Here is a 12,079-nt window from a genome sequence, read left to right on the forward strand (position 1 = left end):
GCCGCATATCCCGACCGAACATCTATTCTGGAGAAAGGTCAACACGGGACATCAACACGCGGAGGGGCACTCACTGTGCATATCGCTGAAACCACGCTGGCGCGCCAACACGGACTTCACGCATGAGTCGCGGCATTCTGTTGCTGATCGGTCTGCTGGCGGCGGTGCTGATCCCTTCTTTACTGGGCGGCGGTGAAACCTGGACCCGGCTGCAAGCCTTTCCTCTGCACTGGCTGTCGATCCTGCTGGCCATGATTCTGCTCTGCTGGGGCATCAACACCTTGCGCCTGCGATTGCTGCTCGGCGATCAGCATGAACGGGTCACACTGCTGAAAAGCCTCGGCGTGGTCATGGCCGCCGAGTTCGCCTGGTGCGCCACACCCGGCGGCACTGGCGGGCCGCTGACGATCATGGCGCTGCTGGCCCGTAGCGGCGTGCGCCCGGCCCGGGGCAGCGCGGTGTTTGCGATGGATCAGCTGAGCGACTTGCTGTTCTTCCTGTGTGCACTGGGCGGGATTCTGATTTATGCGCTGTTCCAGCATCTGAGCGACCGGATGGAATGGCTGCTGACTGTCAGCGCCATATCGCTGTTCGGCGGGCTGTTCAGTTGTGTGCTGGTGGCGCGTTATCACCGCACGCTGATTCGCTTGAGTGGCCGGCTGCTGGCGCGCATGAACGTGCAACCCGCTACGAGGTGGCGCTGGGCGCGCAAGCTGCTGCATTTTCTCGCGGCGTTCACCGATGCCCTGAAACTGCCTCGACAAACACTGTTCAAGGTGTTTGCCTTGACCTGCGTGCATTGGTCGCTGCGTTACAGCGTGCTGTATCTGGCGCTGCGCGGGCTGGGGGCGGACGTGCAGTGGGCCTGGACGTTCCTGATTCAGATGCTTTCACTGGGCGCAGGACAATTCAGCCTGTTGCCGGGCGGTGCCGGGGCGGCGGAGCTGACCTCGGCGGCGCTGCTGGCGCCCATGGTCGGGGCTTCGACCGCTGCGGCGGCGATTCTGATCTGGCGGGCGATGACGTTTTACTTCTACCTGCTGGTGGGCGGGCCGATTTTTCTGCTGATGCTCGGGCGTCCGCTGCTCAGGAAGCTGATGAAGGTGCGCCAGGCTTAGCGTCGTCCGGTTTCTCTTCATTGAGCTGTTCCCACAACGCGGCGGCGTCGGGGAAGTCCGTGCCATCCTCCGGGCCCAGGTCATCCGGGTCATAGCGGCTCAGGCAGCCTTCACCCAAGGTGGCGGGCGCTTTGGAGGTGGCTTTGTCCAGTGGATCGCTCATGGGCATGTCCTCAAGGGCTGAAACAGGGCGAAAAAAAGGGCCTGAAGCGATTGAACGCCCAGGCCCTTTGTTTTTCAACCGTAAAGGGTTCGATCAGAACACGACGGTCTTGTTGCCGTGCACCAGCACGCGGTCTTCAAGGTGATAACGCAGGCCGCGGGCCAACACCATCTTCTCGACGTCACGGCCGAAACGCACCATGTCTTCGATGCTGTCGCTGTGGCTGACACGCACCACGTCCTGCTCGATGATCGGGCCGGCGTCCAGCTCTTCGGTCACGTAGTGGCAGGTCGCACCGATCAGCTTCACGCCGCGCAGCGACGCCTGGTGATACGGCTTGGCGCCGACGAACGACGGCAGGAAGCTGTGGTGAATGTTGATGACCTTGTGCGCATATTCGCGGCACATGTCCGGCGGCAGGATCTGCATGTAGCGCGCCAGCACCACCACTTCGGCATCGTGCTGTTTGACCAGGCGCGACACTTCGTCGAAGGCCGGTTGCTTGTCCTGCGGGTTGACCGGGACGTGGTAATAAGGAATGCCGTGCCACTCGACCATGCTGCGCAGGTCGTCGTGGTTGGAAATCACGCAGGAGATCTCGCAATCGAGTTCATCGCTGTGCCAGCGGTGCAGCAGGTCGGCCAGGCAGTGGGACTCACGGCTGGCCATCAGCACCACGCGTTTTTTCTGCTCGGTGTCGGTGATGCGCCAGTCCATCGAGAACTCTTCGGCGATCGGTGCAAACTTCTCGCGCAACACCTCGATACCGAAAGGCAGGGAATCGGCACGGATTTCGTGACGCATGAAGAACCAGCCGACCTGATTGTCCGAGTGGTGGCTCGCTTCGGTGATCCAGCCATTGTGGGCCGCCAGAAAGTTACTGACTTTGGCAACGATGCCAACGCGGTCCGGGCAAGAAATCACCAGCCGAAAAGTGCGCATGAGGGGGAAACTCCAGAACTTCGCAAAGGCGGCCATTCTAGCGACTACGCCGCAAAACTGCAGTATTGATGAGCCTTGAGCCCCGGCAGGCCTCGCCACAGATTTTTTGACGCGGACAACCGTCAGGATGATGGCGCAGCAATAGCCATGCACCAACGAATCTCTGTGAATATCTGTGAAGACTGCATCACATTATTTAACTGAATATTCAATTCAGGGCTTTTCAACGCAACTAATTCAAATAAAAAGCCCTGTTAAATGTTTACTTGATGAAACAGCCTGACTATTATTGCCGCACTGTCCCCTGCCATCGTGCACTCCCAATAAGGTAGTAATCATGTCCTTGATCAACGAATATCGTGCCACCGAAGAAGCAATCAAAGAGCTGCAAGCCCGTTTGAAGAACCTGTCGCAAGACGACAAACTGCAAACCGAGCTGGAATTCGAAGGCAAACTGCGCACCCTGATGGGCGAATACTCCAAATCCCTGCGTGACATCATCGCGCTGTTGGATCCAGAGTCCAAAACCAAGGCCCCACGTGGCGGCGCAGTAAAAACTACCGGCACCAAGCGTGCTCGCAAAGTTAAACAATACAAAAACCCGCACAACGGTGAAGTCATCGAAACCAAAGGTGGCAACCACAAGACTCTGAAAGAGTGGAAAGCCAAGTGGGGCGGTGACGTGGTTGAAGGCTGGGCTACCCTGCTGGGCTAAGCCGCAACCCTTGTCGCAGACCCGTCTGCGACACCAAAAGAAACGCCAGCATCCGCTGGCGTTTTTTTATGCCCGTCGTTCAAGCGACGGGCATGTTCGATTTCAAAGATTCAAACGTTTGCGCAATGCCTGGACATAATTCTGCCATTCAACCAGCACCTCGCGCTGTAATGGCGTGGCACTAAGCAGCCATTGCTCTGCGGCCTCTGTAAAAGATTGCAAGGTATTAGGAGCCCCCCATTCAGGCTCGGACAAGCGCTGCCGACAAAAGATTTGCCAGCGTTCTTGCTCTTCGAAATTCAACGTATCCGGAAAGTTACGCGCTCGATATCGAAACAACAATTCAGGCAAACGTTCGTCATCGAACGGCCATTGCTCTCGCGCTAATTGAGCAGGATCTGCCGTCCTCACTTGCTCACATAGTCGCCGGTCACGATCACCGATAAATCCGTCGTACAACTGTTGTTCGGGATCTTCACTCGGGGTGAAATCTTCGCTGGCATAAATCGCCGCGACTTTATCTTTCCAAACTTGTTGTGCGTCACTTAGTCGCAATGCACGCGTCTGATACAGCGCCATGTCCAGACCCAGACGCTGCTGATCTTCAGCTCTCAGCACCGACAACGGCGCCACCACCGGGCACTTGTTGATGTGAATAAGCTTGAGCGGCACCGGCAACTCGCCTTCGGCCAGATCATCACGACGGGTATACAGACGCTGACGCAATGTCTGCGCATCCAGGTCGAGCAGGCCCTGCGGGTCCAGGTGCAGATCACAGACGATCAACGCGTTCTTGTTGCGCGGATGCCAGGCCAATGGCAGCACCACACCGACATAACTGCGCGCCGCCGAGAAGCGTCCGGAAATGTGCACCATCGGCTGCAACAGGCGAATCTGGTCCATGACCTTCTGCTTGCTGCGCAACTGGAACAGCCAGTCGTAGAGCTTCGGCTGTTTCTCGCGGATCAACCGGGCCAGGGCGATGGTGGCGCGCACGTCCGACAACGCCTCGTGGGCATTGCCGTGATCGATGTTGTTGGCGGCGGTCAGGCGCTCGAGCTTGAGCGTGACCTTGCCTTCATCATCGGTCGGCCAGACCAGACCATCCGGACGCAACGCATAAGCAGCGCGCACCACATCGATCAGATCCCAGCGACTGTTGCCGCCCTGCCATTCACGGGCATACGGATCGAAAAAGTTGCGATACAGGCTGTAGCGGGTCATCTCGTCGTCGAAGCGCAAGGTGTTGTACCCCGCACCGCAAGTGCCGGGAGCCGCGAGCTGGGCGTGAACCCGGGTCATGAAATCAGCTTCGCTCAAGCCGTGCTCGGCGAGACGGCTCGGGGTGATACCGGTGATTGCGCACGCCGCCGGGTGCGGCAGGATATCCTCGCTGGGCTGGCAATAAAGATTGACCGGTTCGTCGATTTCGTTGAGTTGGTGGTCGGTGCGGATCCCGGCCACCTGCAACGGACGGTCACTTCGGGGATTGATGCCGGTGGTTTCGTAGTCGTACCAGAAGATGGAAGTCACGGGCGGTTCCTGAACTGAAGATCGGCAAAGTCTAGGCGTTCGACGGCGGTCGCGGCCAGCGCGGCATCATTCAGGCACATTTGGTTGAACGATGTGTATGACATAGTTATGTCGTTTTCCCCCGAGAGACTGCTAGCATCGGACTCACTTGCATCCCGATCCGGCAACATCAGGTAGCCCATGCTCGAGACCACAGCACCGCCAAGGAAAGCAACGCTGGCCCCGCCACTGGACACGCGGCACCAGGTCGAAACGCCGGAAGGCATCGACCTGCCGCTGCGCCCCGCCGGCCTGATGGTGCGTGCCGTGGCGTTCACCATCGATCTGGGTTTGCGCGGGTTGATAATGGGGCTGCTGTTCATGCTGCTGGCGTTGCTCGGCAAACTCGGTATCGGACTGGGGTCACTGCTGCTGTTCGCGGTGAGCTGGTGGTACATGGTGCTGTTCGAAGTGCTGCGTCAGGGCCGTTCGCCGGGCAAGCAATGGATGGGCCTGCGGGTGGTGCACGACGATGGCACGCCAGTGGGCTGGTCGGCCTCCTTGTTGCGCAACCTGCTGCGTTTTGTCGACCTGATGCCATTCGGCTATTTCCTCGGCGCCATCAGTTGCCTGCAACACCCGACCTTCAAACGCCTCGGCGACATTGCCGCCGGCACGCTGGTGATCTACAGCGAACGCCCGCTCAAGCGTCCGCAGTTGCCTGATGCTGAGCCCCGTCGCTCACCGATCCCGCTGACCCTGACTGAACAACGCGCCCTGCTCGCTTTCGCCGAGCGTCAGGGCGAACTGTCGACGGCGCGGGTCAATGAACTCGCGGCGTTGCTCGCTCAGCCACTGCACATCAGTGCGCCGAAAGCCGTCAGGGAACTCAACGGCATCGCCCGCGGCCTGTTGGGGCCGACATGAAGCAAAGCCTTTTCGAAACCCGCCACAAGGCCGAATGGGAGCGCTTCACGCTCGCCCTCGAACGTCTGGAACGAGGCAAGGACACTTCGCAGGTGGCCGAATTTCCCAAGGCCTATCGCCGACTCTGCCAACATCTGGCCCTGGCGCAGGAACGTGGCTACAGCAGTTTTCTCGTCGATTCGTTGCAGCAGTTAGTGCTGCGCGGTCATCAACAACTTTACCGTCACCGCAGCCAGCTCGGCGCTAACGTACTGGGTTTCATCCTGGCCGGATTTCCACGGCTGGTACGCGCCGAATGGCGCTTCGTACTCGCCGCCGGGTTGCTGTTCTTCGGCAGCCTGACCGGTTTCGGATTGCTGGTGTACCTGTTCCCGGAGCTGGTCTACAACCTGATCCCCGCCGATCAGGTGCGCGAGATGCAGAGCATGTACGACCCCGCCGCCGGCCACCTCGGCCGCTCGGCCGAACGTGCGGCCAGCGAAGACTGGGTGATGTTCGGCTACTACATCATGCACAACATCGGCATCGCCTTTCAGACCTTCGCCAGCGGTTTGCTGCTGGGGGTAGGCAGTGCGTTTTTCCTGCTCTACAACGGCTTGATCATCGGCACCGTGGCCGGGCACCTGAGTGAAATCGGATTCGGCCAGACCTTCTGGTCCTTTGTGATCGGCCACGGTGCCTTCGAACTCACCGCCATTGCCCTGGCCGGCGCGGCGGGACTGAAACTGGGTTGGGCGTTGATCGCGCCGGGACGCCTGACACGCGGTGAGGCCTTGAGACACGCGGCGCGCCAGAGCGTACTGCTGATCTGCGGCGTGATGCTGTTCCTGTTGATCGCCGCGTTTATCGAGGCTTATTGGTCGTCGCGCACCGGGGTCACACCGCAGACCAAATACCTGGTCGGTTCCGGACTCTGGCTCTGCGTGGCGACCTATCTGCTGTTCGCCGGAAGGACCCGCCATGCGCCTGAGTGACGCGACTGTGGTGATCCGCCCGCGTACCACCTGGGAAGCCATGGACCTGGGCGTGCTCATGAGCCAGCAACATCGGCGCCTGCTGATGACCAGTTGGGCCATCGTCACCCTGCCGCTGTTCGTGGTGCTCAGCCTGCTTCTGTGGGATTCGCCGTCGCTCGCGGTGTTCATCTTCTGGTGGCTGAAACCGGCGTACGAGCGCCTGCCGCTGTACATCCTGTCCAAAGCCCTGTTCGGCGAAACGCCCACCTTGAAACAGGCGTTACGCCAATGGCCAAAACTGCTTAAACCACAGTTGCTGGCGAGCCTGTCCTGGCGACGCCTGAGCTTCAGTCGCAGTTTCCTGATGCCGGTGGTGCAACTTGAAGGCCTGGGCGGCCTCGCACGCCAGCAGCGTTTGCGGGTGCTGCTGCAACGCAATGCCGGCGCGGCCCAATGGCTGACGATCATCGGCGTCCATCTGGAAACGGCGCTGTGGATCGGCCTGATGGTGTTGTTCTACCTGCTTCTGCCACAACAGGTCGAAACCGATTGGGACTGGCAAAGCCTGATCTTCGCGGCCGACCACCAATGGCGCTGGCTCGAGCACCTGACCAATGCCTTCTATGCACTGATACTGGTGATCTGGGAACCGATCTACGTCGCCTGCGGTTTCAGCCTCTACCTGAACCGGCGCACCGCGCTCGAAGCCTGGGACATCGAACTGGTGTTCCGCCGCCTGCGTCAGCGCCTGAACAGCAGCGCACTCGGTTTGCTGCTGGTGGTGTGTCTTTTGCTGCCGGGAGTGCCTTCGGCATGGGCAGCCGCCCCCGCCACCGCTCCGGAGGCGCCCCGACTCCTGAATCAGCCACTGACCAGTCAGGCATCCCGCGACAGCATCAAGGCCTTGCTTGAACAACCACCCTTCAAGAACAAGGAAACCGTCACCCGTTATCGCTTTGGCGAAGACCCCGCCACCACCGAAAAACCCAAGGACGGCAAGGCGCCGCAATGGCTGAAAACCTTGCTGGGCTGGCTCAACGGCCAGCACCTGAACGGGCTGGCCAAGGCGATTGAAGTGTTGCTGTGGGCCGTGGTGATCGGAGCGTTCGGCTGGTTGATCTGGCGCTACCGCGAATTTCTGCAAACGTTCGTCAGCCGTCGCCCGCGACTGCCCGAACGAATAAAGCGCCCCGTGCCACAGCAAGCCTTCGGCCTCGACCTTAGCCGGGAAACCCTGCCCGACGACATCGCCGCCAGCGCCGAGCAACTCTGGCAAACCCAACCCCGTGCGGCGCTCGGCCTGCTGTATCGGGCGTTGCTCAGTCATCTGCTGCACGACTTCAACCTGACCCTGAAACCCTCCGACACCGAAAGCGAAGTGCTGGCGCGGATCGAACATTTGCAGCGTCCCGATCTGCTCGCCTATAGCCGTCAACTAACGGGGCACTGGCAGAACATCGCTTATGGGCATCGCGTACCGGCGGCGCATCTGCAACGGGAGTTGTGTGATGGCTGGCGGTCCCTGTTCGGCCATGGAGTCGCCCGTTGAACCGGCGCGCACTCTGGCTGGTCGGCACGCTGATCGTCGCCCTGTTGGGCGCATTGGGCGTTTATCTGTACATCAAGGCCACGCCTTACCAGGCCGTGGTCGATCACGGCCCTTCCCCCGCCGCGCAAGCCAATCCCTATCTGGCGGCGGAGATGTTTCTACGCGGTCGCGGGATAGCCGTCAGTCATGCCGAGAGTCTCGCCGTGCTGCCCGAGATCGACCCTCGCCGCCACACGCTGCTGCTGTTCAACGACCGCTCGAACATGACCCCGCGCCAGGTCGACCAAGTCTTGAACTGGGCCCGGGCCGGCGGGCGGCTGGTATTCGTCGCCGAATCGATCTGGGATGAAAAGACCGGCCAGAGCAACGACCTGCTGCTCGATCGTGTGCAACTGCATCAATCCCTGAGCAAGGATCTGAAAGACCCGCCGCCGGATGCCGACGACGATCCCTACCCCAACCTGACCAAGCTCTATCTGGAAGACGAAGACGCTCCCGCCTACGCCGGGTTCGACACCGCGTTCCACCTCGACGATCCGAAAAACCTCGCGCAAGCCTGGGCCAACAGCGCCCGCGCCACGCACATGATGCAACTGCCCTACGGCCTCGGCACGATCACCGTGGTCACCGATGCCGATCTGTGGAAAACCCCGGCGATTGCGCAGCACGACAATGCCTGGCTGCTCTGGTACCTGAGCGCCGACACCGCCGTGACCTTGCTGTACAACACCGAACATGACGGTCTGCTGACCCTGCTCTGGCGCTATTTCCCACAAGCCATCGTTGCCCTGCTGGCGTTGATCGGTCTGTGCTTGTGGCATGTCGGCGTGCGTCACGGGCCGGTGCAGGCTCCTGCCCCGAGCGGTCGTCGTCAGTTGATGGAACACCTGCGCGCCAGTGCCGATTTCATCCTGCGTCACAACGGTCAACAGACCTTGCTGCAAGCCTTGCAGCAGGACGTCCTGCGCCGCGCCCGCCATCGTCACCCCGGTTTCGACCAGTTGAACGTCGCCGAACAATGGCTGGCCCTGTCACGCCTGACCCGCCAGCCGACCCGTGCCATCAGCCAGGCCCTGAGTCCGGCACCGAAGCGGCGCCTGTCCAGCGCCGAATTCTGCCGTCAGGTCGCCCACCTGCAAGCCTTGAGGAACTCGCTATGACCGAACACATCGAACCCGGCTCGCCCAGCCACGCGGCCCAGCAACGTCACCGCGCCAGTCAGTTGGCGCAAGCAGTACGTGGTGAATTGCAGAAGGCGCTGATCGGCCAGAACCCGGTGATCGACGATGTACTGACCGCGCTGATCGCCGGCGGTCACGTGCTGCTCGAAGGCGTTCCCGGCCTTGGCAAAACCCTGCTGGTACGCGCCCTGGCCAAATGCTTCGGCGGCGAGTTCGCCCGCATCCAGTTCACCCCGGACCTGATGCCCAGCGACGTCACTGGCCACGCGGTCTACGACCTGCAGACCGAACAGTTCAAACTGCGCAAAGGCCCGTTGTTCACCAATCTTCTATTGGCGGACGAGATCAACCGCGCCCCGGCCAAAACGCAGGCCGCCCTGCTCGAAGCGATGCAGGAACGTCAGGTCACCCTCGAAGGCCGGGCACTGCCGATTGCCCAACCGTTCATGGTGCTCGCCACGCAAAACCCGATCGAACAGGAAGGCACTTACCCGTTGCCCGAGGCCGAGCTCGACCGCTTCATGCTCAAGGTGCGCATGGATTACCCCGACGCCGATCAGGAGCTGGACATGGTGCGCCAGGTCACCCGCTCGACCCGCGCCGACATGCTCGATGTGCAGCCGCTACGCACCGTGTTGCAGGCCAAGGACGTGCAAGCCTTGCAACGCATTGCCAGTGATTTGCCGCTGGACGATCAGGTACTCGACTACGCCGTGCGACTGGCGCGCAGCACCCGCACCTGGCCGGGGCTGAGCCTCGGCGCCGGGCCACGCGCCTCCATTGCACTGGTGCGCTGCGCCCGCGCCCGGGCCCTGCTGCGCGGCGGTGAATTCGTGATCCCGGACGACATCAAGGGCTGCGCACTGGCGGTGTTGCGCCACCGGGTACGCCTTGCACCGGAGCTGGACATCGAAGGGCTGCAAGTCGATCAGGTTCTTCAGCAACTGCTCGATCAAGTACCGGCGCCGCGCCTGTGAAACCCTCGCGCCTGCTGTTGATCTGGCTGGCGATCCTGCTGGCCATCGGCATTGTGCTGGGCACTTTGCAGGCGCTGGATGTCGAGGTGCCTGCGAGCCTGTTGTCGATCAACTGGGGATTGTTGCTGGCACTGTTTGCGCTGAGCCTGCTGGACGCCTTGCGCCTCAAGCGCCAGCCCTCGCCCCGCGTACATCGGCAAATGCCCGGCAGCCTGGCGCTCGGTCGCTGGAGCGAAGTGCGGCTGGAAGTCGAACACGATTTCGACCAACCACTCACCATTCAAATCTTCGACCACGTACCCGATGGCCTGAGCTTCGAAAACCTGCCGCTCGACACTGAGCTTCAACCCGGCCAGCGCAGCCTGATCGGCTATCGCCTGCGCCCGCTCAAGCGTGGCCACTTCACCTTCGAAACCTGCGAACTCAACCTGCCCAGCCCCTTCGGCCTGTGGTCCGGCAAACGCCTGCTGAACATCACCGACCACACCCGCGTCTACCCCGACTTCGCCCGCCTCTACGGCGGCCAGTTGCTGGCGGTCGACAACTGGCTCAGCCAGCTCGGCGTACGCCAGCGTCAACGCCGTGGCCAGGGCATGGAATTTCATCAGCTAAGAGAGTTTCGCGAAGGCGACAGCCTGCGCCAGATCGACTGGAAAGCCACCGCCCGCCATCGCACACCGATTGCCCGGGAGTACGAAGACGAACGAGATCAACAGATTGTTTTCATGCTCGATTGCGGGCGACAGATGCGCAGTCAGGACGGCGAGCTGTCGCATTTCGATCATGCGTTGAATGCGTGTTTGCTGTTGAGTTATGTGGCGTTGCGCCAGGGGGATGCGGTGGGGTTGTCCACCTTTGCCAGTGATCAGCCACGGTTTATTGCACCGGTCAAAGGTGCGGGGCAGCTCAAGGTGTTGCTCAACGGTGTTTATGATCTGGATAGCACACGGCGTTCGGCGGACTACCGGGCGGCGGTGGATCAGTTGCTGGCGAGGCAGAAACGTCGGGCGCTGGTGGTGTTGGTAACCAACTTGCGGGATGAGGTAGATGAGGAACTGCTGAATGCCGTCCAGCACCTGAGCCAGCAACACCGGGTTCTGGTCGCCAGTCTGCGCGAAACCACGCTGGATGATCTGCGCCATCGATCGGTACAAACGCTAGATGAAGCGTTGACCTATTGCGCGGCCGTGGATTACCTCAACGCCAGCGCGCAACACCATGAGCGCTTGAGCTCTCAAGGTGTTGCGGTGGTGCAGGCCCGGCCCGAAGAACTGGGGACCGGGGTGGTAACGCGGTATCTTGCCTGGAAGAAGGTGGGTGTTTTTTAGGCTGCCAAAACCGGCGCAGGTGGATTTGGCCCCAGCGACATGTGATTTTCTGCCGATTGATTGATCAGGCGATCCGCCGCCAAAACCAGGAAGTAGGTCCCCCCGGCCGTTGTACTGGCGGTGAATGTCCAACTCAGCCCGTCGGCAGTGAATAACCGTGCGGAACCCAATGCAGGGTTCACGTTCGTGATACCCAGCTCAGCCAGCGTCGACTCGCTTATGACGCCCAGTTGCACATTACGATTGAGCAAGGCGCTTCCAGCGGCAGCCTTCAATGTGATGGTGTGAGCTGCCGGAGTGATTCGGGGAAACTTGCTTTCTGCACCCCAGCGAGCCTCGCTCGCGGCGACGCTATTGAGAGTCATCGTGGCGTCGTCCCAGACACCAGCTTTCACGACCGCGATATCGAAAGTATGTGACGCAGATTTTGCATTGCTCCCCTCGACTACAGCCGTGACCTGCGCGTTCCCTGGCACATTGGCCTTGTAGACAAACCGTGCCCACCCATCGCCATCCGTCGTTACCCGTACTTGCACCGGACCTGGCAGAGTCTCGAATACAACGCTTGCGTTGGCCATTTCTCCCCCTGTGACAGCAGTAGCTAACCGGACTGCCAAGCGTACGGATTGTCCAACCTCAGGATCGTATGAAGCCTGCTCCACCTCGACAATCTCACCAGCCGTGGTTGTCTGCATGATTGTGTTAGACATG

The 12,079-nt window shown here is 60.8% G+C and carries 12 protein-coding genes; 8 read left to right on the plus strand and 4 right to left on the minus strand.

Annotated features, from left to right (window positions below):
* The first annotated feature begins 122 nt into the window (after positions 1–122).
* The gene (gene gpgF, locus AC1RME_RS17130; protein ID WP_096818326.1) at positions 123–1,118 is read left to right on the plus strand and encodes a glucosaminyl phosphatidylglycerol flippase; all 996 of its coding nucleotides are present in this window, start codon (positions 123–125) and stop codon (positions 1,116–1,118) included.
* Here the strand turns inward: gpgF and AC1RME_RS17135 are convergent.
* Both AC1RME_RS17135 and purU read right to left on the minus strand, forming a co-directional pair.
* Positions 1,087–1,281 (minus strand): hypothetical protein, encoded by a 195-nt coding sequence (locus AC1RME_RS17135; protein ID WP_096818328.1) that lies wholly within the window; start codon positions 1,279–1,281, stop codon positions 1,087–1,089. The two genes, gpgF and AC1RME_RS17135, sit on opposite strands and share 32 nt — an antisense overlap.
* A 93-nt stretch (positions 1,282–1,374) precedes the next feature.
* Positions 1,375–2,223 (minus strand): formyltetrahydrofolate deformylase, encoded by an 849-nt coding sequence (gene purU, locus AC1RME_RS17140; protein ID WP_007912774.1) that lies wholly within the window; start codon positions 2,221–2,223, stop codon positions 1,375–1,377.
* A gap of 337 nt (positions 2,224–2,560) precedes the next feature.
* On the opposite strand from purU, the gene mvaT reads away from it, so the two are divergent.
* Positions 2,561–2,938, plus strand: coding sequence for a histone-like nucleoid-structuring protein MvaT (gene mvaT / locus AC1RME_RS17145; protein ID WP_007933316.1), 378 nt, complete (start codon positions 2,561–2,563; stop codon positions 2,936–2,938).
* Positions 2,939–3,040: 102 nt separating this feature from the next.
* Here mvaT and sbcB read toward each other — a convergent pair whose 3' ends face one another.
* Complete coding sequence (gene sbcB / locus AC1RME_RS17150) at positions 3,041–4,471, minus strand: exodeoxyribonuclease I (protein ID WP_493091564.1); 1,431 nt, start codon at positions 4,469–4,471, stop codon at positions 3,041–3,043.
* 180 nt (positions 4,472–4,651) lie between these two features.
* On the opposite strand from sbcB, the gene AC1RME_RS17155 reads away from it, so the two are divergent.
* From AC1RME_RS17155 to AC1RME_RS17180, 6 genes are read left to right on the plus strand one after another with little or no spacing between them, the layout of a single operon-like run.
* Entirely contained in the window at positions 4,652–5,377 is a 726-nt protein-coding gene (locus AC1RME_RS17155) for an RDD family protein (RefSeq protein ID WP_096818333.1), read from the plus strand.
* A complete protein-coding gene (locus AC1RME_RS17160) occupies positions 5,374–6,351 on the plus strand; it encodes a stage II sporulation protein M (protein WP_096818656.1) in 978 nt (325 codons plus the stop codon). Before AC1RME_RS17155 ends, AC1RME_RS17160 begins: the two co-directional genes overlap by 4 nt.
* The gene (locus tag AC1RME_RS17165; protein WP_096818335.1) at positions 6,338–7,882 is read left to right on the plus strand and encodes a DUF4129 domain-containing protein; all 1,545 of its coding nucleotides are present in this window, start codon (positions 6,338–6,340) and stop codon (positions 7,880–7,882) included. Before AC1RME_RS17160 ends, AC1RME_RS17165 begins: the two co-directional genes overlap by 14 nt.
* A complete protein-coding gene (locus tag AC1RME_RS17170; protein ID WP_493091565.1) occupies positions 7,879–9,042 on the plus strand; it encodes a DUF4350 domain-containing protein in 1,164 nt (387 codons plus the stop codon). The genes AC1RME_RS17165 and AC1RME_RS17170 overlap by 4 nt, the downstream gene beginning before the upstream one ends.
* Positions 9,039–10,040 (plus strand): AAA family ATPase, encoded by a 1,002-nt coding sequence (locus AC1RME_RS17175; RefSeq protein ID WP_096818339.1) that lies wholly within the window; start codon positions 9,039–9,041, stop codon positions 10,038–10,040. The genes AC1RME_RS17170 and AC1RME_RS17175 overlap by 4 nt, the downstream gene beginning before the upstream one ends.
* Positions 10,037–11,368 (plus strand): DUF58 domain-containing protein, encoded by a 1,332-nt coding sequence (locus AC1RME_RS17180; RefSeq protein WP_096818341.1) that lies wholly within the window; start codon positions 10,037–10,039, stop codon positions 11,366–11,368. The genes AC1RME_RS17175 and AC1RME_RS17180 overlap by 4 nt, the downstream gene beginning before the upstream one ends.
* Here AC1RME_RS17180 and AC1RME_RS17185 read toward each other — a convergent pair.
* On the minus strand, positions 11,365–12,078 hold the full coding sequence (locus AC1RME_RS17185; protein WP_176504803.1) for a hypothetical protein: 714 nt from the start codon (positions 12,076–12,078) through the stop codon (positions 11,365–11,367). The two genes, AC1RME_RS17180 and AC1RME_RS17185, sit on opposite strands and share 4 nt — an antisense overlap.
* Position 12,079: the final 1 nt, after the last annotated feature.

It is taken from the genome of Pseudomonas sp. GW822-FHT03F08, assembly GCF_058801265.1.